We start from the raw sequence: 22,794 nt of genomic DNA on the forward strand, positions 1-22,794 counted from the left end.
GCATTGATTCCTTTGCGCCTGCCCTCCCCGCGCCTATCCCTCCCTGATGAAGCCCTCCTTCACCAGCCAGTCCTTCGCCACCTCGTGCGGGTCCTCCCCGTCCACGTCCACCTTCGCGTTCAGCTCCCGCGCCACCTCGGTGTTCAGCCGCGCGCTCAGCGGGTTCAGCAGCCCCGCGATCGCCGGATACTTCTCGTACGTCGCCGAGTGCAGCGCGGGAGCGGCGTTGTAGTTGGGGAAGAAGTGCTTGTCGTCCGTGACGGTGTCCAGGTCCATGGCCTCGATCCGGCCGTCGGTCGTGAACGCCTCGCCGAGCAGGCACGACCCCGACTCGGAGACCTGGGTGTAGATGATCCCGGCGTCCATCTTCCTGACGTTCCCGGCCGGGATGTCCATGCCGTACGCCCTCCTCAGCCCCGGCAGCCCGTCCTCGCGCGACGCGAACTCGTTCTCCACGCAGAGCGTCACCGCCGAGGGATCGCGCCGCGACAGCTCCGCGACGTCCGACATGGTCCTGAGCCTGTACTTCGCGTTGTTCCGTTTGCTGATCACCAGCGTGTACGTGTTGTTGAGCGCGGACGGCGGCAGCCAGGTGACCCCGTTCCCCACGTCCGCGTCCCGCACCGCCCGCCACTGCTCCAGCGGGTCGACGACCGGCTCCTGGTTGCCCAGGTAGGTGATCCAGGCGGTGCCGGTGTACTCGTAGATGGCGTCCGCGTCGCCCTTGACGATCGCCTCGCGGCCGCTGACCGACCCCGGCAGGTTCGTCCGGTCCAGGACCTCGGCGCCCGCCGCCTTGAAGACCAGGCCGATCATGTGGCCCAGGACGATGTTCTCGCTGAAGTTCTTCGAGGTGACCGTCAGCGAAGCGCCCTTGAGCGGCTGTCCCCGGCCGACCGAACCCGGCGCCACGTCGTCGGCCATCGGAGAGCCGCTCTTGAGGCCGCAGCCGGACAGCCCGGCCGCCGCCAGCAGCATCGCCAGCGCCGCGCCCAGTGCCGTGCGTACGACGGACGAGGACCGCGTCACCCCTGTCACCCCTCCTCCAGCCCGCGCGGGGTCATCGCCAGCTCCACCAGGGACGCCAGCCAGTCCACCAGCAGGGCCAGCACCACCGTCAGTACCGAGCCGAGGACCAGCACCGCCGTCCGCTGGGTCTGGATGCCCGAGGTGATCAGGTCGCCGAGGCCGCCGCCCCCGCCGAAGGTGGCCAGCGTGGCCGTACCGACGTTGATGACGAGCGCGGTGCGCACGCCCGCCAGGATCAGCGGTACGGCGAGCGGCAGTTCGACCCTGGCGAGGGTGCCCGCCGCCGACATGCCGATGCCCCGCGAGGCCTCCACCAGCTGGGGGTCGATCGCCCGCAGGCCGGCCACCGTGTTGGAGAGCACCGGCAGCACGGCGTAGACCACCATGCCGACGATCGCGGTGGTGGGGCCGATGCCCAGCCAGATCACCAGCAGCGCCAGCAGGCCGATGACGGGCGTCGCCTGCCCGACGTTGGCGACCGCCGTCACCAGCGGGGCGCCCCGGCTGAGGCGGCGCCGGGTCAGGGCGATGCCCAGGGGGACCGCGATGACCAGCACCCAGAACGTGGAGACCGCGGTGAGCTTGACGTGCTGCCACAGCCGCAGCTTCACATTGCCGCCCGCGAGGGAGTTCTCGGCGATCGTGTCGAGGCGTGCGTGGGAGATCCACAGGTACGTCGCCAGCAGCACGAGGGCCAGCACGACCGGCATGACCACCAGCTTCCGCCGGACGAACCGCCGCTTCGGGACACCGGGCGCCGGCGCCCGCCCGTCCTCTTTCCCCTGCCCCTCCTCCGTGAACAGGTCCTGGTCCACGCCCTCCTGGGAGGGACCGCTGGAGGCGTCGCTCATCCGCCCGCACCGCCCTCCAGCTCCGCCTCGGTCCGGTGGTGGCGCAGCTCCTCCAGGTCGTGCCGGTGCTCGACGGCCGCCAGCCGGTCGGCCTCCAGCATCTCGTGCACCGAGTTCAGCAGCGTCTCCATGTCGACGACCCCGATGTACTCGCCGCGCCGCCCCGTCACCGCCACCCGCCCGGCCGAGTCGATGAGCACCGCCTCCAGCGCGTCGTGCAGCGTGGCGTCCCGCGTCACGGTGTCGTGCACGAGGTGCCCGGCCCGCGCCAGCGACCCCTTGGCGCGCATCAGGTCGCCGCGCCGCAGCCACTTGTAGGGGCGGCCCCGCCGGTCGAGCATCAGCAGCTCGTTGTGCAGGCCGCTGCGCAGCCGGTTGAAGATCGTCTGGAGCGGGTCGTCCACGCTCACCGTCGGGAAGTCGGCGATCTCCACCTCCCGTACACGGGTGAGGTTGAGCCGCTTCAGGGCCGCCCCCGCCCCGACGAAGCCCGACACGAAGTCGTCCGCCGGATGGGTGAGGATCGCCTCCGGGGTGTCGAACTGCGCGATGTGCGAACGCTCCCGCAGGACCGCGATCCGGTCCCCGAGCTTGATCGCCTCGTCGAAGTCGTGCGTCACGAAGACGATCGTCTTGTGCAGGTCGCGCTGGAGGCGGATCAGTTCGTCCTGGAGGTGGTCGCGGGTGATCGGGTCGACGGCGCCGAACGGCTCGTCCATCAGCAGCACCGGCGGATCGGCGGCGAGCGCCCGCGCCACCCCCACGCGCTGCTGCTGGCCGCCCGACAGCTGCCGCGGGTAGCGCCCGTGGAACTCGCGCGGGTCGAGCCCCACCAGGTCGAGCATCTCCTCGACCCGGTCCTTCACCTTCGCCTTCGACCAGCCGGTCATCCTCGGTACGAGTGCGATGTTCTCGGCGGCCGTCATGTGCGGGAAGAGCCCGGAGGACTGGATCGCGTACCCGATCCTGCGGCGCAGCTTCACCGGGTCCATGTCGGTGACGTCCTCGTCGTTGATCCTGATCCGCCCGGAGCTCGGCTCGATCAGCCGGTTGATCATCCTCAGCGTGGTCGACTTGCCGCAGCCGGAGGGGCCCACGAGGATCACCGTCTCGCCGGCCCTGATCTCCATCGAGACGTTGTCCACCGCCGGGCCCGGGTTGCCCGGGTAGCGCTTGGAGAGGTTCTCCAGCTCGATGCTGGCACCGGAAGCCGCTGCCCCCTTCGCCGCCTCAGGCACGGATCCCCCTCGGGATGGTCAGTCGGCCGAGCAGGACGTACGCCGCGTCGAAGAGCAGGGCGAGGACGACGATGCCGAGCGTTCCCGCGAGCACCTGGTTGATCGCGTTGGCGCTGCCCAGCGAGGCGATGCCGCGGAAGATCTCGTTGCCCAGGCCGGGGCCCGAGGCGTACGCGGCGATGGCGGCGATGCCCATCAGCATCTGCGTGGAGACCCGGATGCCGGTCAGGATGGGGGGCCAGGCGAGCGGCAGTTCCACCCTCAGCATCCGGGCGGCCCGGGACATCCCGATGCCCTTGGCCGCGTCGACGACGGTGGGGTCCACCCCGCGCAGGCCCACGATCGCGTTGCGGACGATCGGCAGCAGCCCGTACAGCACCAGCGCGATCACGGTGGGCGGCACGCCGAGCCCCACCACCGGGACCAGCAGGCCGATCAGTGCGAGGGAGGGGATCGTGAGGACGGTGGCCGTGGAGGTGACGGCCAGGTTCCCGGCCCAGGGGCTGCGGTAGGTGAGCACGCCGACGGTGATCCCCAGCAGGGTGGCGATCACCATGCACTGGAAGACCGCGCTGACGTGCTGCAGGGCGTCGGTGAGCAACTGCTGGTGCCGGGTGCCCAGGTACTCCCAGAAGCTCACGCGCGCTCCCTCGTCCGCCCTTGTCGGCCCTCTTCAGCCGGCTCTCGTCGATCGGTCCTCGTCAGCCGGGCCCGTCGGCCGCGGCCTGCTCCACCAGCGGGATGATCCGCAGGGGCACGGGATTTTCCATGACAATCGCCGTGGAGGCCCGCACGATGCCATCAAAGCCCACAACCCGGTCGATCACACGTTGGAGATCGGCGTTCGAACGGGCGACGAGGCGGCAGAGCATGTCGCCGTGCCCCGTCGTCGTGTGCAGCTCCAGCACCTCCGGTACGGACGCCAGGTGCGCCCGTACGTCGGCGCCCTGGCCCTGTTTGATCTCCAGCGTCGCGAACGCCGTCACCGGATAGCCGAGCGCGGCCGGATCGACGTCCGGACCGAATCCGCGGATGACTCCATTGGACTGAAGGCGGTCCATCCGCGCCTGTACGGTCCCGCGCGCCACCCCCAGGCGGCGCGACGCCTCCAGCACCCCGATCCGCGGCTCGCGCGCCAGCAGCACGATGAGCCGGCCGTCGAGTTCGTCGATACCGTCTGTGGACATGGGCCGCCCTGCTTCCCGACACCTCGTGCTGAGCCTGGTCATCCTGTACAGATCGCCCGGCCATTCTGGCGATCCGGTGGGCACATTGCCCAGCGTTTCAGCGAACTATTGCGCAGCTTGCGATACGGAGAGAGCCTGCCGCCATGACTGAGACCACGCAGCACACCACTCCCGGCACCGCGCGCGAGGCCGACCCCTTCCCGGTCAGGGGAATGGACGCGGTCGTCTTCGCCGTCGGCAACGCCAAGCAGGCCGCGCACTACTACTCGACCGCCTTCGGCATGAAGCTCGTCGCCTACTCCGGACCGGAGAACGGCAGCCGCGAGACCGCGAGTTACGTCCTGACGAACGGCGCCGCCCGCTTCGTCCTCACCTCCGTCATCAAGCCCTCCACCGACCGGGGCCGCTTCCTCGCCGACCACGTCGCCGAGCACGGCGACGGCGTCGTCGACCTCGCCATCGAGGTCCCGGACGCCCGCGCCGCGTACGCCTACGCCGTGGAGCACGGGGCGCGCGGCATCGAGGAGCCGCACGAGGTCAAGGACGAGCACGGCGTCGTCGTACTGGCCGCGATCGCGACGTACGGCAAGACCCGGCACACCCTCGTCGAGCGATCGGGCTACGACGGCCCGTACCTGCCCGGCTTCGTCACCGCCGACCCGGTCGTCGAGCCGCCGGCCAAGCGCACCTTCCAGGCCATCGACCACTGCGTCGGCAACGTCGAGCTCGGCAGGATGAACGAGTGGGTGGCCTTCTACAACAAGGTCATGGGCTTCACCAACATGAAGGAGTTCGTGGGCGACGACATCGCGACCGAGTACTCGGCGCTGATGTCGAAGGTGGTCGCGGACGGCACCCTGAAGGTGAAGTTCCCGATCAACGAGCCCGCGATCGCGAAGAAGAAGTCGCAGATCGACGAGTACCTGGAGTTCTACGGCGGCGCCGGCGTCCAGCACATCGCGCTCGCCACGAACGACATCGTCGCCACCGTGCGCTCGATGCGGGCGAACGGCGTCCAGTTCCTGGACACCCCCGACTCGTACTACGACACGCTCGGCGAGTGGGCGGGCGAGACGCGCGTCCCCGTCGAGACGCTGCGCGAGCTGAAGATCCTCGTCGACCGCGACGAGGACGGCTACCTGCTCCAGATCTTCACCAAGCCGGTCCAGGACCGGCCGACCGTCTTCTTCGAGATGATCGAGCGGCACGGCTCGATGGGCTTCGGCAAGGGCAACTTCAAGGCCCTCTTCGAAGCGATCGAGCGGGAGCAGGAGAAGCGCGGAAACCTCTGAGCCCTCGCGCCCTTCGCGCCCCTCGCGGCCCCACGCGCCCCTGACCCGTGGGGCCGTGGGCCGCTATCGTGAGTCATGGCCATGACTAGTGTGAGTGCGAGCACGAGTGACGAGCGCATCGACCTGGCTGTCCCGTCGAAGCGGTGGCACTGGAAGAAGCCCCTCGGGCACACCACGGTCCTCCAGTCCTTCGCCTTCGACGACTCCCGGCAGCGGCTGTACGTCCTCCAGATGATGCAGGGCGGCATCAGACTCTCCGGCGAGCCGAGGACCTACACCGGCACGGAGAGACGGCAGCGCGGCGACATGTGCCTCAACCAGCTCGACCTCAAGGGCGCGCGGCTCGGCCGCATGTACCTGCTGGGGCACGGGCACGGCGTCGGCATGGGCGTCGAGCGGGACGCGGCCGGGGCGACCTGGATCTGGACGGAGACGGACGCGCGGGTCGCGGACTCCATGGCGTTCGGGCGCGGCATCACGCGGTTCCGGTTCGTGGACCGGCAGGTACGGCGGGGCTCGACGGAATCGACCCGCTACCCGGTCGAGGGGTCCACCGCGAACCAGCCGTCCGTGGACATGAGCCGCAAGCGGATCGCCGTCCGCCATCGCATCGGAGGCAAGGTGCGCTACCGCGTCTTCTCGCTGGCCCACGCCGTCGCCGGTGACTTCTCGAAGCCTCTGCACGACTTCGCGCAGGCCGCCGCGCACCCCGAACCCGACGTCGACTTCCAGGGCTTCGCGCTGTACGGCAACTACCTGTACCAGCTGGCCGGCGAACCGTACGGGCCGGCCAATCCGCCCTCCGGGCACGGCAACACGTACGTCTCCTGCATCGACATCCGCACCGGCGAGCCGGTCCAGCGGACCCGCACCGAGGCCGGCTACTCCCTCGACCACCGCGAACCGGAAGGCCTCGCGGTACGGCGCACCGGCAGGCCGCGGCTGTGCATGGGGTTCGCCTCGGGGGAGCCGGGGGCGCGCAGGTACTCCATCTACTACAAGCAGCACGCCTGAGCTGCCGTCGGGGGCCATGCGTCCGGCGGGGGCGCCGTGATGTTCCCGGGGCGGAGGGCCGGTGCCGTGCCGGGGCGTCTCCTCGGGCGCCGGACGCTCGGGTACCTGGGTCTGTCCGGGGTGCTCGCGTGCGGCGCCCTGGCGGAGAGCGCCCCGGCGCGTCCCCTCCCGGCACCGTGGCGTGTGAGGCGGTGCTCAGCGTGCCCGGGCAGGGGCCGGCTCGCCATGCGTCCGGCGGGGGGCGCCTCGCGGGGGCTCGCCCAGGGCGTTCAGCGCCTCGCGCGCCCGCGCGGCCGGCAGCGGCGAGAACGACGGGTTGATGCGCAGCGCCTCCTCCAGGTGGCGCCTGGCCGCACCGGACTTGCCCAGCTTCCGCTCGATCATCCCCAGGTGGTAGAAGAACTGCGCGTTGCGGGGGCCCCGGTCCGTGGCCGTGAGGGCGTACGTCAGGGCCTGCCCGGTGTTCTTCTTGCCGCCCGCGCGGAACAGGGACCACGCCAGGGCGTCCGCGACGTACGCGTTCGGGTGCCGCCTCCACTCCGCCCGCAGCCGGCGGACCGCTGCCGACGGGGCGCCGTGGTCCGCGTCGAGCTGCCCGAGCAGCAGCTCGTCGCCGCCGCCCCCACGCTGCTCCGTCAGCGCCACCCGGGCCCGTACCAGCGCGTACTGCTCCTTCGCCTCGTCCTCGCGGCCCAGGGACTCCAGCAGCTCGCCGTACTCCAGAGCGATGCCCGGGAGCGGCGTCTGCGCCAGTGCCACCAGGTAGTCGCCCTCCGCGTCGGCCGGGCGCGCCAGCGCCGCCATGACCCGGGCGCGGCCCGCCCTGGCCCGCGCGTAACCGGAGTCCGTGCGCAGGGCCGCCTCGTAGTGGCGCAGAGCCTCGTCCGGCTCGCCGCGCTCCCACGCCAGCTCGCCCATGCCGTACAGCCCGGTCACCTTCTGGGCCGTGGAGTCCGCGAGCGCCGTCGCGTCGGACAGCGCCACCGCCGCGTCCTCCCGCCAGCCCCGGTCGCGGTACACCTCCGCGGCGAGCCGTTGTGCCTGCGGGCCCGGGTGCAGCGCCTGGAGCTTTTTCACTGCATCGGCGGCCGCCTTCTGGTCACCCAGGTGCCGGTACGCGCCGATCAGGGCCGGGTACGCCGTCCATCGTTTCGGCGAGCGCCCGCGGACCTCCTCGCCCCACTTCTTCGCGGCGCGGTGGTCGCCGCGTGCGTGGGCCAGCGCCGCGAGACCGGCCACGGCGTCCGGATTCGCTTTCGGCCGTACGGACAGCGAGTGACGCAGCGCCATCTCCGCGCGCGGAAAGTCCGCCGGGTCGGCCGTCCAGCGGCCCCGCTCCAGGTACGCGGAGCCGAGCACCGCCCAGGAGCGGCCGTCCTCGGGGTGCCCGCGCAGCCACGACCTGCGGTCCCCGATGAGCGCGGTCAGGTCGGCCGGCGCGGCCGGCACCCCGGCGCCCACGGCCCCGACGGCGGCCGCCGCCCGCCCGACGGGACCCGGCACCGGCGGGGCCTCGTCCAGCGCCCCCGACGCGAACACCCCCGCGACGCCCGCGACCAGCGCCGCCGTACTCACCAGCACGGCGGCCGGCGGCCGCCACCGCTTCACCCGCTGTTCCGTCTTCATGGCGATCACTGTGCGCCGGTATGAAGAGCACATCCGGACCCGCCAAGTGGCTCGCAGACGGGTTCACACCGATGGCCCCGAGTGCCACGCTGGGACCATGGACGATCTTCTCCAGCAGCTGCGTGCGGGTCTCCCGGCCGATGCCGTGGTCACCGACACGGACATCACGGCTTCGTACGCCCACGACATGGCTGGTTTCTGCGCCGCCGGGACCCCGGCCGTCGTCGTCCTGCCACGCACCGTCGAGCAGGTCCAGCACGTCATGCGCACGGCGACCGCGCTGCGCGTCCCCGTCGTGCCGCAGGGCGCGCGGACCGGGCTGTCCGGCGCCGCCAACGCGAGTGACGGCTGCATCGTGCTGTCCCTGGTGAAGATGGACCGGATCCTGGAGATCAGCGCCGTGGACCGGATCGCCGTCGTCGAACCGGGTGTGATCAACGCGGTGCTGTCACGCGCCGTGGCCGAGAAGGGGCTCTCCTACCCGCCGGACCCGTCGAGTTGGGAGATGTGCACCATCGGCGGCAACATCGGCACGGCGTCGGGCGGGCTGTGCTGTGTGAAGTACGGCGTGACGGCCGAGTACGTCCTGGGCCTGGACGTCGTACTCGCCGACGGCCGCCTCCTGACCACCGGGCGGCGCACGGCCAAGGGCGTCGCGGGCTACGACCTGACCCGGCTCTTCGTCGGCTCCGAGGGCACCCTCGGTGTCGTCGTCAAGGCGGTCCTGGCGCTCAAGCCCGCCCCGCCGCGGCAGCTCGTCCTCGCCGCCGAGTTCCCGTCGGCCGCCGCCGCCTGCGACGCGGTCTGCGCGATCATGGCGCGGGGCCATGCCCCCTCGCTGCTCGAACTCATGGACCGTACGACCCTGCGCGCCGTCAACAAGATGGCCGCCATGGGCCTCCCCGAGTCCACCGAGGCGCTCCTGCTCGCCGCCTTCGACACCCCCGACCCCGCCCCCGACCTCGCCGCCGTCGGCGCGCTGTGCACCGCGGCCGGCGCCACGGAAGTCGTCCCCGCCGAGGACGCCGCCGAGTCCGAACTGCTGCTGCAGGCGCGGCGGATGTCCCTCACCGCGCTGGAGGCGGTCAAGCCCGCGACGATGATCGACGACGTGTGCGTACCGCGCTCGAAGCTCGGCGCGATGCTGGAGGGGACCGCCGCCATCGCCGAGAAGTACGACCTCACCATCGGGGTCTGCGCGCACGCGGGCGACGGCAACACGCATCCGGTGGTGTGCTTCGACCACCTGGACGCGGACGAGTCGCGGCGTGCCCGCGAGTCCTTCGACGAGATCATGGCGCTCGGCCTGGAACTCGGCGGCACCATCACCGGCGAGCACGGAGTCGGCGTACTCAAGAAGGAGTGGCTGGCACGCGAACTGGGTCCGGTGGGAGTGGAGTTGCAGCGCGCCGTCAAGGCGGCCTTCGACCCGCTCGGCCTCCTCAATCCGGGCAAGCTCTTCTGAGGCTCCGGGCCTCAGACTTACGGCGAAGGAGCGGTGCTCGGAATCCGCGCGTGCGCGGGTCTCCCGCGGCACCCGGCGTTCCCGGTGCCCGACGGCCACTCCGCCGGGTTCCTCACGCACCCGTACGCGAAAGCGTCCGGGGAGGCACTGGAGACGACCGGAAAGTAGTGCTTCCAGCGGGACGGGCCCGGCGCGTCGCGGCGGTCTGATAGATGTGGACCTCGTCAACGAGGCCATCGACTAGATACGGGACACGGTGATGAGCGCCCCCACCCCGGCCAGCGGCGACAGCAGCCCCGCCCCTGGCTACTATCCCGACCCGTCCATCCCCGGTTACGTCCGGTTCTGGAACGGGGCCGCCTGGGTGCCCGGGACCAGCCGACCCGCCCCGCCGGACAGCGAGTCCCTGCCGCCCGCGCCCGCCGCCACGCCCCCGACCCCTTCCGTCGAGGAGACCGGCCCGCTCTTCTTCGACGAGGAGCCGGAGGGCGCGCACCTGCGCGGCGGCGCCCCGGAACCGGCGTCGGCCTGGCAGGCGGACACGTCCCGCCAGACCGGCTTCGGCGGCGACCGCGACCGCCGGGTCTCCTGGGGCTCCGCCCCGGCGCCCGCCGACTCGCCGGCCGCCCCCGACGGCGGCCCGTCGGTTGAGGGCGGCGCGCCCGCTCCCGGCGGCTCCGGCGGTGCCTCCGGTCCCGGTGACGCGGCCGCTTCCGGGCCCTCGGCGGACCCGCGCCGCGGGGGCGGCGGGGTCGACCTCCGTCGTACGGGCGGTTCCGCGCCGGAGCGCCCCGCCGACGCGGGCGACCCGGCCCGGGCCGGCGGCGGGGAGGCCGGGAGGCCGGCCACCGGCGCCGACCCCAGCGGGGGCGCGCTCCCCGGCGTCCGTACGCCCAGCCGGACTCCGCCTCCCACCGACGGCACGGTCACCCTCCGTGCCGTGCGCCGGGACGAGGCCCGGTCCCCCCGGACGGCCCGGACCGACGGCACGATGGCCATCAGGACCATGACCCCGGGCGCGGGACAGCGCCAGGTTCCGGGCCAGCAGCCGCAGCAGCCGCAGCAGCCGGGGCGGCCCCAGGTCCCTGGTCAGCCTCAGGTCCCTGGTCAGTCTCAGGTCCCTGAGCAAGGGCAGGCCCTGGGTCAGGCGCAGGCTCCGGTGCAGGCCGGCGTGCCGGTCCAGGCCCCCGGGCCGGGGCAGCCCGGTCAGGTGCAGGGGCCGCAGGCCGGTGCGGGGGTGGGTGCTCCCGTCGGGACTCCCGTCGCTTCCGGGGCCGGCGGCGGGGCCGCCTCGTGGGCGCAGCAGGTGCACCAGCTCGCGCAGCCGGACCAGGACGAGGCGGGCGCGCCGCCCGTCGTGCCCTGGAAGCCGCCGGTCAGCGACCCGTTCCTGCGGGCCGCCCAGGCCCAGGCCGCGGTCAGGCCCGCCGGCCTCGCCAAACGGCTGGCGGCGCGGCTGGTCGACACGGTCCTCCTCGGCGCCGCGGTCGGCGCCGTCGCCGTACCCCTCGTGTCCGCCGCGCTCACGCACATCGACGAGAAGATCGAGGCGGCGAAGCTCTCCGGCGAGACCGTGACCGTATGGCTGCTCGACGGAACGACCGCCGGATACCTCGGCATCGTGCTCGGCGCGTACCTCGTCCTCGGAGTGGTGTACGAGGCGCTGCCGACCGCCAAGTGGGGCCGTACGCTCGGCAAGAGGCTGTGCCGGATCCACGTGCGGGACATCGAGGCGCACGAGCCCCCGACGTTCGGCGCCGCGTTGCGCCGCTGGCTCGTGTACGGCGTGCTCGGCGTTCTCGCGGTCGGGGTCGTCAATGTCGCGTGGTGCCTGTTCGACCGCCCGTGGCGGCAGTGCTGGCACGACAAGGCGGCGCGTACGTTCGTAGCGGGGGACTGAGGGGCGGCCGGGTCCCCCGAACGGCACCCGACCGGATGCGGCCGGCGGGCGGGCGCGGTCGACTGCGGTCATGAGCAACGATCAGCCGCCGCCCGGCCAGCCGCCCGATGACGACCCGTTCCGCAAGAAGCCGCCCCAGGAGCCGCCGCCGTCGACGCCGCCGCCCCCGCCCGGCGGCGGCTCCCCCTACGGGGACTCGCCCTACGGCGGCACCCCCTACGGCACCCCGCCCCCGCCCTACAGCGGCGGCGCCGCGGACCCGCTCGCCGGGATGCCGCCGCTCGCCCCCCTCGGCAAGCGCGTCGCGGCCCGCATCGTCGACGCACTCGTCGTCGGCGTTCCGCTGGCTCTCGTCGGCTGGCTGCTCGGCATGTTCGACAGCTACAACAGCGACGACTGGGACGAGGTCTCCACCCAGATGTCCGGCGGCAAGTCGCTCGTCTGGCAGCTCGTCTCGATGGTCGTGTACATCGGCTACGACACCTACCTGACGGCCAAGGACGGCCGGACCGTCGGCAAGCGGCTGATGAACCTGCGCGTCGCGATGCTCAACAGCGGCATGGTCCCGGAGACCAACGCGTCACTGCTGCGCGCGGTGGTCCTGTGGGCGCCGGCTCTGATCTGCTGCTTCTGCCTGTGGTGGCTCGTCAACCTGGTGATGATCATGGTCGACAAGCCCTACAAGCAGGGGCTCCACGACAAGGCGGCCAAGACCGTGGTGGTCTCAACCGCGTAGCGAGTGCCCGCCGACCGCCGAGTGTGCCCGGGCCGCGTGGTCCACGGCGCCGGGGGCCGCTTCCGTCGCGGTCGCGTCGCCCGCGCGGGGTGCCGTGCGCCCCGCCTTGGGGGCCGGAACGGTCAGTGCGACCAGCACGCCCAGCGCGAGTGCCGCGAGGGCGATGACCGCGGCGCCGATGCCCGACGCCGTGCGGGACAGCAGCAGCATGGCGAGGGTCGAGAAGACGACGGTGGCTGAGCCGTAGGCGAACTGTGCGGCAGTCGGACGCGGCATGGCGGTATCCGTCCTCGGAGCAGCAGATGGGGGTTCCTCGACCGGGTCGCGCTTCGAGCGACTCTACGACGGTGAGTGCCCGCACGGAACCGGCAGTAAGCGTGACCTAACCCACGGTGCCGGTGCATCGGGGGCGCACGGAGTCACTCCGCGCCCCATCGGTGGGGATCGGCGCGCCCTCGAAGAGGCTTCATGACCGATCGGAAGTGTCCGGTATCCGGAACCGAGCGTCTGCATAGTGCACTTGAGCTGTTCAAGTCAAGATCTGTCTTTTCTTCAGCAACTCCGGTCGAATGACGTCACTTGTGACGCGTGCCGCGCTCGGAACCCCTCACCCTCTTCCGTGCTGACGCGGCCGCAGGGGAGGACATCATCAAGTGACCACCAGCAGAAGGCGGATCAGAACCGCCGCAATCGTCGTGGCCATGGCCGCGACCGCCGCGACGGCATCCGCGTCCGCCACCGCTCAGGCCGACGACGAGTGGCCGACCGCGGCCGGCATCGAGCGCCGCGACCCGGCGCCCGCCAAGGGGCATGTGGAGCACGACCTCGAAGGTCCGTTCAGCGAGCAGCAGGCGCAGGAGCGCAAAGCGGCGCTCGAACAGGTCATATCGGGCGACGCCACGGTGCAGAAACGCGGCGGCTCCAAGGTCGTGAAGCTCGACAAGGGCAAGTACGTCGAGCTGGGCCGGGAGAAGACCGACAAGATCTTCACGATCCTGGTGGAGTTCGGCGACAAGGTCGACGACACCACCCTGTTCGACCCGGACGGCGACGGACCGAAGCCGCCCGTCAAGAAGTACGGCGGCGAGGCCGGCCCCGCGCACAACGAGATAGCCGAGCCGGACCGCACCGAGGACAACTCCACGGCCTGGCAGAAGGACTACGACCGGAAGCACTTCCAGGAGCTGTACTTCGGCGAGGGCAAGGGCAAGGACTCCCTCAAGACGTACTACGAGAAGACCTCCTCCGGCCGTTACTCGGTCGAGGGCGAGGTCTCCGACTGGGTCAAGGTCGACTACAACGAGGCCCGTTACGGCTCCAACTACTGCGGCGACTCCAACTGCGCCAACGTGTGGGACACCGTCCGCGACGGTGTGACCGCCTGGGCCGCCGACCAGAAGGCCAAGGGGAAGACGGACGCCGAGATCAAGGCGCAGCTCGCCGGTTACGACCAGTGGGACCGCTACGACTTCGACTCCGACGGCGACTTCAACGAGTCCGACGGCTACATCGACCACTTCCAGATCGTCCACGCGGGCGAGGACGAGTCGGCGGGCGGCGGCGAGCAGGGCGAGAACGCCCTGTGGGCGCACCGCTGGTACGCGTACGGCACCGACGCGGGCAAGACCGGCCCGGCCGGCAACCCGTCCGGCGGCACCCAGATCGGCAGGACCGGCATCTGGGTCGGCGACTACACCATGCAGCCGGAGAACGGCGGCCTCGGCGTCTTCGCCCACGAGTACGGCCACGACCTGGGCCTGCCCGACCTGTACGACACTTCGGGCAGGGGCGAGAACGGCGTCGGTTTCTGGTCGTTGATGTCGGCCGGCTCCTGGCTCGGCAAGGGCAGGAACGAGATCGGCGACCTGCCCGGTGACATGACCGCCTGGGACAAGTTCCAGCTGGGCTGGCTCGACTACGACAAGGCGAAGGCCGCGACGGAGTCGACCCACAAGCTGGGCGTCTCGGCGTACCACACCAAGAACCCGCAGGCGCTCGTCGTCGAGCTGCCCGAGAAGTCCGTCACCACGCCTGTCGTGAAGCCCGCCGAGGGCTCCAAGCAGTGGTGGAGCGGCATGGGCGACGACCTCAAGAACACCCTGACCCGCTCCGTCGACCTCACCGGCAAGGCCGGGGCCGAGCTGTCGCTCCAGGGCTGGTGGGACATCGAGGCGAACTACGACTGGCTGTACACCGAGGTCTCCACCGACGCCGGCCGGACGTGGACCGTCGTCGACGGCACGGCCGACGGCAAGGCGCTCCCGCGCGACGCCGCCGACAAGCCGGGGCTGACCGGCGAGGGCGGCGCGCACAAGAAGCTCGCCTTCCCGCTGGACGCCTACGCGGGCAAGAAGATCGACCTGCGCTTCCGCTACCAGACGGACGGCGGCGCGGGCGGCAAGGGCTTCGCGGCCGACGCGATCACGGTCAGCGCCGACGGCGCCGTCCTCTTCACGGACAACGCCGAGGGCGACGACAACGGCTGGACCGCCAAGGGCTTCTCGCGCGTCGGCGCGTCCTTCACCGAGAACTACGCCCAGTACTACCTGGCCGAGAACCGCCAGTACGTGTCGTACGACAGGACGCTCGCGGTCGGCCCGTACAACTTCGGCTTCGCCGGAACCCGTCCCAGCTGGGTCGAGCACTACCCGTACCAGAACGGCCTGCTGATCTGGCAGTGGGACACCTCGCAGAAGGACAACAACACCAGCGCCCACCCGGGCAAGGGCCTGATCCTTCCGGTCGACGCGCACGCCGAGCCGCTGAAGTGGGCGGACGGCAAGCTCCTGAGGAACAAGATCCAGTCCTTCGACTCCACCTTCAGCCGCTACCGCACGGACGGCTTCACGCTGCACAGCGCGGACGTGCCGCTGAAGCTGGCGTCGCAGAAGGGCGTCCCGGTCTTCGACGACCGCAAGGGGACGTACTGGTACGAGGAGAACCCGACCGGTGGTGTGAAGGTCACTGACACCAACACCAGGATCTCGATCGCCGGCGAGCCCAAGAACGGCTCGATGATCACCGTGAAGGTCGGCCCCTCGACCAAGTAATTCGTATAACCGCAGGTCAGAGCATGATCGGCCGTCGCCCTCTAGCGGGCGGCGGCCGTTCACGTTTAGATGCCTCTTGACCAGCTCTTATTGACACGACGTCTTATGGGGGATTGATCGGCATGTCCGGTGGAGGTTTCGTACGGCTGCCCGGCGGCAGCGTGGTGGTCGCTCTCACCCTGCCCAGCCCGGTGACCGACGGCCACAAGGTCCGCGTCCTGGTCCATTCCGTGAACCGGGCCCGCGCCCTGACGCGGCTGCGCAACCTCGGCCTGCGGGCGGTCTACCTGCGGGGCAACGCCCACCCGCCGACGCCGGACGAGATCACGGCGGTCCTGCACCACCCCGACGGCCTGCTGTGGCGCACGGCGCCGCAGGAGACCGTGGAGCTCTGGCACCCCATACGGGCCCTGCTCAGACCCGTACGCCCGGCCTGAGCCCGGCCTCCTGAGCCCGCGCGGCCGACGCCGCGGGGAAGCGAGGGAGCGGGGAGCGGGGAAAGCGCGGAAGGCGGCCGCCTAGACCACCGGCTTGCCCGACAGCTCCACGCCCGCCTCGCGCATCTCCTCCAGCGCCCGCTCCGTCGTCGCCTCCGAGACACCCGCCGTCAGGTCGAGCAGGACATGCGTGGTGAAGCCCTCGCGGACCGCGTCCAGGGCCGTGGCCCGCACGCAGTGGTCCGTGGCGATGCCGACGACGTCGACCTCGGTGACACCGCGCTCCCGGAGCCAGTCGGCCGGCGCGACCCCGTTCTCGTCGACGCCTTCGAAGCCGCTGTACGCCGCCGCGTGGGCGCCCTTGTCGAACACGGCGGCGATGGCGCCCGAAGCGACGGCCGGCGCGAAGTTCGGGTGGAAGCCCACACCCTCCGTACCGGCGACGCAGTGCACCGGCCAGGAGTGGACGTAGTCCGGGCTGGAGGAGAAGTGGTCCCCGGGGTCGACATGGTGATCGCGGGTGGCCACGACGTGGCGGTAGCCGGCCGGGGCCTGGCCGATCAGGTCGGTGATGGCGGCGGCGACCTCGGCACCGCCCGCCACCGGGAGGCTGCCGCCCTCGCAGAAGTCGTTCTGAACGTCCACGACGATCAAGGCGCGGTGCATGGCGGGGCCCTTCGGTGGGGGTCGGCGGCGGGTGTCCGCTGTGAAGCGATGGTTCGAGAGTAGGGATTTCAACGGTCTTGTGGCAGAGGGCCTTTCGCTGCCGGAGAGCCGGTGACGCCGTCGGCGGCCCGCCCTCCGGCCTTCCGCTTCCCGCTCACCCGGTGTTCATGCGTACTCGGTGGGGATCACCGGCTCGCCCCTCGACAGCTGCACCGCCGACATCGGCAGGCCCCCGCGCGCGGCGATGTGCCGCTCCCGTACGTCGTCGAGCGGCTCGCGCGCCACGACCCGGCCGCCCTTGACCAGCTCGACCTGGAGCTCCCGGCCGGCCAGCTCGGCGGGCAGGGGTCCGGTGCCGACGACCTCCGCCTCCGCGACGCCGTACGCGTCCGGCCGGCGCGCGGCCCACTTGCGGCCGCCGACCGAGCTCTTCCCGCCCAGCGACTTCTTCGCCACCGGCCGCAGCGGGGCCTTCGGGTCCGCCGAGTCGGCGCGGGCGACCAGCTTGTAGACCATGGAGGCGGTGGGGTGCCCGCTGCCGGTGACCAGCTGCGTGCCCACGCCGTACGCATCCACCGGAGCCGCCGCCAGCGAGGCGATGGCGTACTCGTCGAGGTCGCTCGTCACCACGATCCTCGTCCCGGTGGCGCCCAGCTCGTCCAGCTGCTGGCGCACCCGGTGCGCGACCAGCAGCAGGTCGCCCGAGTCGATGCGGACCGCGCCGAGCCCCGTTCCCGCCACCTCGACGGCGCTGCGGACCGCCTCGGCGACGTCGTACGTGTCGACCAGCAGCGTCGTCCCGCTGCCGAGCGAGGCGACCTGTGCCCGGAAGGCGTCGCGCTCGCTGTCGTGCAGCAGGGTGAAGGCGTGCGCGCTGGTCCCGACGGTGGGGATGTTGTACCGGAAGCCGGCCGCCAGGTCCGAGGTGGAGGAGAAACCGCCGACGTACGCGGCGCGCGCCGACGCGACGGCGGACAGCTCGTGCGTACGCCGGGCGCCCATCTCGATCAGCGGGCGGCTCCCCGCGGCGGCGGCCATCCGGGAGGCGGCGGCCGCGATGGCCGAGTCGTGGTTGAGGATCGAGAGGATCACGGTTTCCAGCAGTACGCACTCGGCGAAGCCGCCCTCGACCCGCAGGACCGGGGAGCCCGGGAAGTAGACCTCACCCTCCGGGTAGCCCCAGATGTCGCCCGTGAAGCGGTACGAGGCGAGCCACTCCAGCGTCGGTTCGTCGACGATCGCGCGCTCCCGCAGGAAGCCCAGCACGCCCGCGTCGAAGCGGAAGTTCTCCACGGCGTCCAGGACGCGCCCGGTGCCCGCCACGACGCCGTAGCGCCGCCCCTCGGGCAGTCTGCGGGTGAAGACCTCGAAGACGGAACGGCGGTCGGCGGTACCGGCCCTGAGGGCGGCCTGCACCATGGTGAACTCGTACTGGTCGGTGAAGAGCGCTGTCGATGGCACATCCACCGGCAGCCCAAGGTCCGCAGTGTTCATGAGGGGGATGCTACCTCCTCATCTCGTCAGAGTGACGATTTCTGGGTGGCCGTTTGTGCGGGGCCCGTCGGCGGGTGGCACCATGGGACGAGTGAGTACGGCTCCCGCAGAGATCGAACGCCCAGAGTCGGCCGAGGAAACCTCCGCCGTCCCCGACCCCGACGTCCCCTGGGTGACGCTGGTCCACAACGACCCCGTCAATCTCATGAGCTATGTCGCGTATGTCTTCCAGACCTATTTCGGCTATTCCAAGGACAAGGCGCACAAGCTGATGCTCGACGTCCACCACAAGGGCCGCGCGGTCGTCTCCAGCGGCAGCCGCGAGGAGATGGAGCGCGACGTGCAGGCGATGCACGGCTACGGGCTCTGGGCGACGCTCACGCAGGACCGCGGCTGATGGCCGGGCTCTTCGAGGGGATTCCGGGCGGCGGCGCGGCCGTCGCGCTCGACGAGGTCGAGATCTCGATCCTGCGCAGCCTGGCCGTACAACTGCTGGAGCTGGTCGGACCCGGCGAGCAGCCCGCGGCGGGCGAGGACCCGCTGGCCGCGCTGTTCGCCGAGGGGCCGAGCGAGGCGCCGGCCGACCCCGCGCTGGCGCGGCTCTTCCCCGACGCGTACGGCGATCCGCAGGCCGCACCCGGTGAAGAGGACGAGCGGCAAGTACGGGCCAACTCAGCCGAATTCAGGCGCTTCACGGAGAACGACCTGCGGACGCGCAAGCGCGAGGACGCCCTCGCGGTCGTACGCAGCCTCGACGCGCCGGCCGCCACCGGTGAGGACGGCGCCGTGCTGAAGCTGACCGAGGGCGAATGCCGGCGCTGGCTCGGGACGCTCAACGACCTGCGGCTGACCATCGGCACCCGCCTGGAGGTCACCGACGAGGACGAGGACGGCCGGCTCTACCGGCTGCCGGACTCCGACCCGCGCAAGCCGATGGTGATGGCCTACCTGTGGCTCGGCGCGCTCCAGGAAAGCCTCGTCGATACCCTGATGCCCTGATTCGTCCGGACACATGGATCAAGGCGTTCGCTTTCCGGCCGCGCGTGTCCGAATAACGATCCTGTCACCGCCGCTGCGGTTATGCCCCACAGTGGCGGTTTTTCCTTTTTGCGTGTGACCTGCGTCACCGGCCAAGTCCCGGTGGGTGTGGTAAGACTTCACGACTCCACCAAGGCACCACCCCTCGCCGACCCTGGAGAGCCGGTCACCCCGGCGCATGCACGACCAAGGCACCAAGGCGCCAAAGGTTCCCGTCCGAAGACCCGCGGGCCGCAAGTCGCCCACCGGACAACGGCGTTCGTTCAAAGAACCGCACTTCCGCTCGCCGCTCGCCGCGCCCTCCCACGCGTCGCAGCCATGCGCCATCGAGGTAGTCACCGTGTCACTCGACTCCATCACCACATCCGTCAACGAAGCCGTCAGCGGATTCTTCGAGCCCATAGCCACCTGGCTCAGCGAAGTCGTCTTCTATTCCGTGCCCGTCGGCGGTGCGAACCTGCCCCTCATCGTCGCCTGGCTCGTCGTCGCCGGTCTGGTCTTCACCGGCTGGTTCGGGCTCGTGCAGGTCCGCAAGTTCCGCCTCGCCCTCGACGTGGTGCGCGGGAAGTACGACGAGGAGGGGTCGGACGGTGAGGTCAACCACTTCCAGGCCCTGACCGCCGCCGTCTCCGGCACCGTCGGTCTCGGCAACATCGCCGGTGTCGCCGTCGCCGTCTCTGTCGGTGGCCCCGGTGCCACCTTCTGGATGATCCTGTGCGGCCTGCTCGGCATGGCCACCAAGTTCGTCGAGGTCACGCTCGGTGTGAAGTACCGCGAGGTGCACGCCGACGGCACGGTCTCCGGCGGCCCGATGCACTACCTGCCCAAGGGACTCGCCGACCGCTTCGGCGCCCGCGGCAAGACCCTCGGGAAGGTCCTCGCGGTCCTCGCCTCCTTCATGGTCCTGTTCTTCGGCCTCTTCGGCGGCAACCTCTTCCAGGTCAACCAGTCCTACGCCCAGCTGGTGTCCGTCACCGGTGGCGAGGACGGCCTGGTGGGCTCGTCGGCCGGCGCCCTGTTCTTCGGCATCCTCGTCGCCGCGCTCGTCGGCATCGTGCTGCTCGGCGGCATCCGCTCCATCGCCAACGTCACGAGCAGGCTCGTCCCCGCCATGGCCGGCATCTACATCCTGGCCTGCTTGACCGTCATCCTGGTCCACGTCACCGCCGTCCCGGCCGCGGTCGTCACGATCATCGAGGGCGCGTTCAACCCCCAGGGCGTCGTGGGCGGTGTGATCGGCGCGCTGATCATCGGCTTCCAGCGAGCCGCGTTCTCCAACGAGGCCGGCCTCGGCTCCGCGCCGATCGCCCACTCCGCGGTCAAGACCAAGCACCCCGCCAGCGAGGGCCTGGTCGCCCTGCTGGAGCCGTTCATCGACACCGTCGTCATCTGCACCATGACCGCGCTGACCATCGTCATCGCCAACCCCGCCAGCTGGGCCGAGGCCCGCGGGGGCGAGTCCATCGGCGGCGTCACGATCACCTCCGACGCCTTCGCCACGGTGATGCCCTGGTTCCCGTACATCCTCACCGTCGCGGTGATGCTGTTCGCCATCTCCACGGTGCTGACCTGGGGCTACTACGGCTTGAAGGCGTGGACGTACCTCTTCGGCCGCAGCAGGACGAGCGAGCTGACGTACAAGGTCGTCTACACCCTGTTCGCGATCGCCGGTTCGCTGCTCGCGCTGGAGACCCTGATCGCCATGGCCGACGCCGTGCTCTTCATGCTCGCCGTCATCAACATCATCGGCCTCTACCTGCTCGCCCCGGTCGTCAAGCGGGAGCTCGCCTCCTTCCTGGCGTACGTGAAGACCAGGGACGCCGGCGGTGACATCGCGCAGGACGCCGACGGGGACGAGGACAAGACGCCGGTGAGCGCCGGCTGACGTTCTCCCAGCGGCTCACGGGCCCGTGCGCACCGGCTTCCGGTGCGCACGGGCCCGTTCCGCTTTTCTCCGGCTGTTCTCTCAGCGGACACTCAAATCCGGATAACGATCCTGTCACCGAAGTGGCCTGTTCTGGCAGGTTAAGAACCATTTGACCGCCTCTCTCCGTGGTGTGTGCCACACAGGGCCCACTGGATCATGTGGACGATCGTGATAAATCTTCTCGATCGCCAGGGACGCCACCCATGTCCCCGGCGGCGCTCGGGCCGGCCGACCGCCGGTAGCACTCCATCCATATCCGGGGGGATCAGGACCTGATCCGCGGCCTCACAGCAGGCGCGGACCAGCGTGGAGAAAGGCGCGACACACCATGACCTCAGTGCAGGTCGACCCACAGCACGACGGCAATGAGGCCGAAGGCGCGACGTCCGGCGAGGGCTACCAGCGCGGACTCGGCGCCCGCCAGATCCAGATGATCGCGATCGGCGGCGCCATCGGCACCGGCCTCTTCCTCGGCGCCGGCAAGGGCATCTCGATCGCGGGCCCCAGCCTGATCCTGGCCTACGCCATGGCGGGCCTGGTCATCTTCTTCATCATGCGGGCGCTCGGCGAGCTCCTCATGTACCGCCCGGTCTCCGGTTCCTTCTCGGAGTACGCCCGCGAGTTCGTCGGCCCCTTCGCGGGCTTCGTGACCGGCTGGACGTACTGGCTCTTCTGGGTCGTCACCGGCATCACCGAGGTCACCGCGGCCTCGGAGTACATGCAGTACTGGACCAAGGGCACGGACGGCTGGATGGACCAGCCGCAGTGGGTCTTCGCCCTGGTCTTCACGGTCCTCCTCTTCTGCGTGAACCTGATCTCCGTGAAGCTCTTCGGCGAGCTGGAGTTCTGGTTCTCGATGATCAAGGTGACCGCGATCGTCGGCATGATCCTGATCTGCGCGGGCATCCTCACCCTCGGCTTCTCCGACGCCGGCGACACCGCCTCGGTGACCATGCTCTGGGACCAGGGCGGCTTCTTCCCCCACGGCATCGGCCAGACCCTGATGACCCTCCAGCTGGTCATGTTCGCCTTCCTCGCCGTCGAGCTGGTCGGCGTCACCGCGGGCGAGGCCAAGGACCCGCAGACGGTCCTTCCCAAGGCCATCAACACCGTTCCGTGGCGCATCGCCGTCTTCTACGTCGGCGCGCTGATCATGATCCTGTCGGTCGTCCCGTGGACCCACTTCCAGCCGGGCGTCTCGCCGTTCGTGGCGGCCTTCGAGAAGATGGGCCTCGGCGTCGGAGCGGCCATCGTCAACTTCGTGGTCCTCACCGCCGCCCTGTCCTCCTGCAACTCGGGCATGTACTCCACCGGCCGCATGCTGCGCGACCTCGCGCTCAACGGCCAGGGACCGAAGTTCTTCACCAGGCTGACCAAGAACGGCCTGCCCCTCGTGGGCACGTCCTTCTCCGCCGTCCTGATGCTGGTGGGCGTGTGGATCAACTACCAGTGGCCGGGCGAGGCGTTCAACTACGTCGTCTCCTTCGCGACCATCTCCGGCATGTGGGCCTGGATCATGATCCTGGTCAGCCAGATCCGCTACCGGGCCAAGTCCGACCGCGGCGAGCTGCCGAAGTCCTCCTTCCGGGCCCCGGGAGCGCCGTACACCAGCTGGTTCGCGCTGCTCTTCATCGGCATGGTCATCGTCATGATGGGCATCGACGAGAACGCGCGGATCTCGCTGTACTGCGCGCCGCTGTGGGCGCTGCTGCTCGGCGTCTCGTGGCTGGTCCTCAAGAAGCGCGACACCGCGCAGAGCGCCTCGCCGAAGACCTGATCCCAGCCCTTCCCGTCCAGCATGCGGTCCCGCCCGTACCATCCCTCGGTACGGGCGGGACCCTTTG

The 22,794-nt window shown here is 70.7% G+C and carries 20 protein-coding genes; 11 read left to right on the plus strand and 9 right to left on the minus strand.

Annotation, left to right across the window (positions count from 1 at the left end; all coding sequences use genetic code 11):
* Nucleotides 1-33: 33 nt before the first annotated feature.
* The 5 genes from ACWDZ4_RS24160 to ACWDZ4_RS24180 all read right to left on the minus strand — a co-directional run bounded on the left by ACWDZ4_RS24160 (nt 34) and on the right by ACWDZ4_RS24180 (nt 4,305).
* The gene (locus tag ACWDZ4_RS24160) at nt 34-978 is read right to left on the minus strand and encodes a glycine betaine ABC transporter substrate-binding protein (protein ID WP_451510499.1); all 945 of its coding nucleotides are present in this window, start codon (nt 976-978) and stop codon (nt 34-36) included.
* A 56-nt stretch (nt 979-1,034) separates the two neighbouring features.
* Nucleotides 1,035-1,880, minus strand: coding sequence for an ABC transporter permease (locus ACWDZ4_RS24165; protein ID WP_451510472.1), 846 nt, complete (start codon nt 1,878-1,880; stop codon nt 1,035-1,037).
* Nucleotides 1,877-3,118, minus strand: coding sequence for a betaine/proline/choline family ABC transporter ATP-binding protein (locus ACWDZ4_RS24170; protein ID WP_451510473.1), 1,242 nt, complete (start codon nt 3,116-3,118; stop codon nt 1,877-1,879). The genes ACWDZ4_RS24165 and ACWDZ4_RS24170 overlap by 4 nt, the downstream gene beginning before the upstream one ends.
* Nucleotides 3,111-3,758: an ABC transporter permease gene (locus tag ACWDZ4_RS24175; RefSeq protein ID WP_451510474.1), complete on the minus strand. Its 648-nt coding sequence runs from the start codon at nt 3,756-3,758 to the stop codon at nt 3,111-3,113. The genes ACWDZ4_RS24170 and ACWDZ4_RS24175 overlap by 8 nt, the downstream gene beginning before the upstream one ends.
* A 61-nt stretch (nt 3,759-3,819) precedes the next feature.
* On the minus strand, nt 3,820-4,305 hold the full coding sequence (locus tag ACWDZ4_RS24180; RefSeq protein WP_344497724.1) for an Lrp/AsnC family transcriptional regulator: 486 nt from the start codon (nt 4,303-4,305) through the stop codon (nt 3,820-3,822).
* Nucleotides 4,306-4,448: 143 nt separating this feature from the next.
* Here ACWDZ4_RS24180 and hppD point away from each other — a divergent pair, with 143 nt between their 5' ends.
* Nucleotides 4,449-5,597, plus strand: a complete 1,149-nt coding sequence (hppD, locus tag ACWDZ4_RS24185; protein WP_451510475.1) for a 4-hydroxyphenylpyruvate dioxygenase — start codon at nt 4,449-4,451, stop codon at nt 5,595-5,597.
* A gap of 81 nt (nt 5,598-5,678) precedes the next feature.
* Entirely contained in the window at nt 5,679-6,611 is a 933-nt protein-coding gene (locus tag ACWDZ4_RS24190; RefSeq protein WP_451510476.1) for a phage baseplate protein, read from the plus strand.
* Nucleotides 6,612-6,806: 195 nt separating this feature from the next.
* Here the strand turns inward: ACWDZ4_RS24190 and ACWDZ4_RS24195 are convergent, their stop codons facing one another.
* Entirely contained in the window at nt 6,807-8,237 is a 1,431-nt protein-coding gene (locus tag ACWDZ4_RS24195; protein WP_451510477.1) for a tetratricopeptide repeat protein, read from the minus strand.
* A 97-nt stretch (nt 8,238-8,334) separates the two neighbouring features.
* Between ACWDZ4_RS24195 and ACWDZ4_RS24200 the strand changes: the two genes are divergently transcribed.
* From ACWDZ4_RS24200 to ACWDZ4_RS24210, 3 genes are all read left to right on the plus strand, one after another.
* A complete protein-coding gene (locus ACWDZ4_RS24200) occupies nt 8,335-9,702 on the plus strand; it encodes an FAD-binding oxidoreductase (RefSeq protein WP_451510478.1) in 1,368 nt (455 codons plus the stop codon).
* Nucleotides 9,703-9,961: 259 nt separating this feature from the next.
* Nucleotides 9,962-11,602 carry an RDD family protein gene (locus ACWDZ4_RS24205; RefSeq protein WP_451510479.1) on the plus strand — a complete coding sequence of 547 codons (1,641 nt, stop codon included), beginning with the start codon at nt 9,962-9,964 and terminating at the stop codon, nt 11,600-11,602.
* Nucleotides 11,603-11,672: 70 nt separating this feature from the next.
* Entirely contained in the window at nt 11,673-12,338 is a 666-nt protein-coding gene (locus ACWDZ4_RS24210) for an RDD family protein (protein ID WP_451510480.1), read from the plus strand.
* Here the strand turns inward: ACWDZ4_RS24210 and ACWDZ4_RS24215 are convergent.
* Nucleotides 12,327-12,614 carry a hypothetical protein gene (locus tag ACWDZ4_RS24215; RefSeq protein WP_451510481.1) on the minus strand — a complete coding sequence of 96 codons (288 nt, stop codon included), beginning with the start codon at nt 12,612-12,614 and terminating at the stop codon, nt 12,327-12,329. The genes ACWDZ4_RS24210 and ACWDZ4_RS24215 overlap by 12 nt on opposite strands.
* Before the next feature lie 377 nt (nt 12,615-12,991).
* Between ACWDZ4_RS24215 and ACWDZ4_RS24220 the strand changes: the two genes are divergently transcribed.
* Nucleotides 12,992-15,388: an immune inhibitor A domain-containing protein gene (locus ACWDZ4_RS24220; protein WP_451510482.1), complete on the plus strand. Its 2,397-nt coding sequence runs from the start codon at nt 12,992-12,994 to the stop codon at nt 15,386-15,388.
* 122 nt (nt 15,389-15,510) lie between these two features.
* Complete coding sequence (locus tag ACWDZ4_RS24225) at nt 15,511-15,825, plus strand: hypothetical protein (RefSeq protein WP_093800654.1); 315 nt, start codon at nt 15,511-15,513, stop codon at nt 15,823-15,825.
* An 81-nt stretch (nt 15,826-15,906) separates the two neighbouring features.
* Here the strand turns inward: ACWDZ4_RS24225 and ACWDZ4_RS24230 are convergent, their stop codons facing one another.
* Together ACWDZ4_RS24230 and ACWDZ4_RS24235 are read right to left on the minus strand one after the other, a co-directional pair.
* On the minus strand, nt 15,907-16,491 hold the full coding sequence (locus tag ACWDZ4_RS24230; RefSeq protein WP_451510483.1) for an isochorismatase family protein: 585 nt from the start codon (nt 16,489-16,491) through the stop codon (nt 15,907-15,909).
* Between the two features lie 165 nt (nt 16,492-16,656).
* On the minus strand, nt 16,657-17,985 hold the full coding sequence (locus tag ACWDZ4_RS24235; RefSeq protein WP_451510484.1) for a nicotinate phosphoribosyltransferase: 1,329 nt from the start codon (nt 17,983-17,985) through the stop codon (nt 16,657-16,659).
* Nucleotides 17,986-18,067: 82 nt separating this feature from the next.
* Here ACWDZ4_RS24235 and clpS point away from each other — a divergent pair, with 82 nt between their 5' ends.
* From clpS to ACWDZ4_RS24255, 4 genes are all read left to right on the plus strand, one after another.
* Nucleotides 18,068-18,382: an ATP-dependent Clp protease adapter ClpS gene (clpS, locus tag ACWDZ4_RS24240; protein WP_451510485.1), complete on the plus strand. Its 315-nt coding sequence runs from the start codon at nt 18,068-18,070 to the stop codon at nt 18,380-18,382.
* Nucleotides 18,382-18,984, plus strand: a complete 603-nt coding sequence (locus ACWDZ4_RS24245; RefSeq protein WP_451510486.1) for a DUF2017 domain-containing protein — start codon at nt 18,382-18,384, stop codon at nt 18,982-18,984. The genes clpS and ACWDZ4_RS24245 overlap by 1 nt, the downstream gene beginning before the upstream one ends.
* Before the next feature lie 379 nt (nt 18,985-19,363).
* A complete protein-coding gene (locus ACWDZ4_RS24250) occupies nt 19,364-20,908 on the plus strand; it encodes an alanine/glycine:cation symporter family protein (RefSeq protein WP_451510487.1) in 1,545 nt (514 codons plus the stop codon).
* A 370-nt stretch (nt 20,909-21,278) separates the two neighbouring features.
* Entirely contained in the window at nt 21,279-22,727 is a 1,449-nt protein-coding gene (locus tag ACWDZ4_RS24255) for an amino acid permease (RefSeq protein ID WP_451510488.1), read from the plus strand.
* Nucleotides 22,728-22,794 lie beyond the last annotated feature (67 nt).

It is taken from the genome of Streptomyces sp. NPDC003016 (genome assembly GCF_053591455.1).

Excerpts from the sequence above, each read along its gene's own strand:
- ACWDZ4_RS24160 (WP_451510499.1), bottom strand. The coding sequence starts at position 978 with ATGCTGCTGGCGGCGGCCGGGCTGTCCGGCTGCGGCCTCAAGAGCGGC.
- ACWDZ4_RS24165 (WP_451510472.1), bottom strand. The coding sequence starts at position 1,880 with ATGAGCGACGCCTCCAGCGGTCCCTCCCAGGAGGGCGTGGACCAGGAC.
- ACWDZ4_RS24180 (WP_344497724.1), bottom strand. The coding sequence starts at position 4,305 with ATGTCCACAGACGGTATCGACGAACTCGACGGCCGGCTCATCGTGCTG.
- hppD (WP_451510475.1), top strand. The coding sequence starts at position 4,449 with ATGACTGAGACCACGCAGCACACCACTCCCGGCACCGCGCGCGAGGCC.
- ACWDZ4_RS24190 (WP_451510476.1), top strand. The coding sequence starts at position 5,679 with ATGACTAGTGTGAGTGCGAGCACGAGTGACGAGCGCATCGACCTGGCT.
- ACWDZ4_RS24195 (WP_451510477.1), bottom strand. The coding sequence starts at position 8,237 with ATGAAGACGGAACAGCGGGTGAAGCGGTGGCGGCCGCCGGCCGCCGTG.
- ACWDZ4_RS24200 (WP_451510478.1), top strand. The coding sequence starts at position 8,335 with ATGGACGATCTTCTCCAGCAGCTGCGTGCGGGTCTCCCGGCCGATGCC.
- ACWDZ4_RS24205 (WP_451510479.1), top strand. The coding sequence starts at position 9,962 with ATGAGCGCCCCCACCCCGGCCAGCGGCGACAGCAGCCCCGCCCCTGGC.
- ACWDZ4_RS24210 (WP_451510480.1), top strand. The coding sequence starts at position 11,673 with ATGAGCAACGATCAGCCGCCGCCCGGCCAGCCGCCCGATGACGACCCG.
- ACWDZ4_RS24215 (WP_451510481.1), bottom strand. The coding sequence starts at position 12,614 with ATGCCGCGTCCGACTGCCGCACAGTTCGCCTACGGCTCAGCCACCGTC.
- ACWDZ4_RS24225 (WP_093800654.1), top strand. The coding sequence starts at position 15,511 with ATGTCCGGTGGAGGTTTCGTACGGCTGCCCGGCGGCAGCGTGGTGGTC.
- ACWDZ4_RS24230 (WP_451510483.1), bottom strand. The coding sequence starts at position 16,491 with ATGCACCGCGCCTTGATCGTCGTGGACGTTCAGAACGACTTCTGCGAG.
- ACWDZ4_RS24235 (WP_451510484.1), bottom strand. The coding sequence starts at position 17,985 with ATGAACACTGCGGACCTTGGGCTGCCGGTGGATGTGCCATCGACAGCG.
- clpS (WP_451510485.1), top strand. The coding sequence starts at position 18,068 with ATGGGACGAGTGAGTACGGCTCCCGCAGAGATCGAACGCCCAGAGTCG.
- ACWDZ4_RS24245 (WP_451510486.1), top strand. The coding sequence starts at position 18,382 with ATGGCCGGGCTCTTCGAGGGGATTCCGGGCGGCGGCGCGGCCGTCGCG.
- ACWDZ4_RS24255 (WP_451510488.1), top strand. The coding sequence starts at position 21,279 with ATGACCTCAGTGCAGGTCGACCCACAGCACGACGGCAATGAGGCCGAA.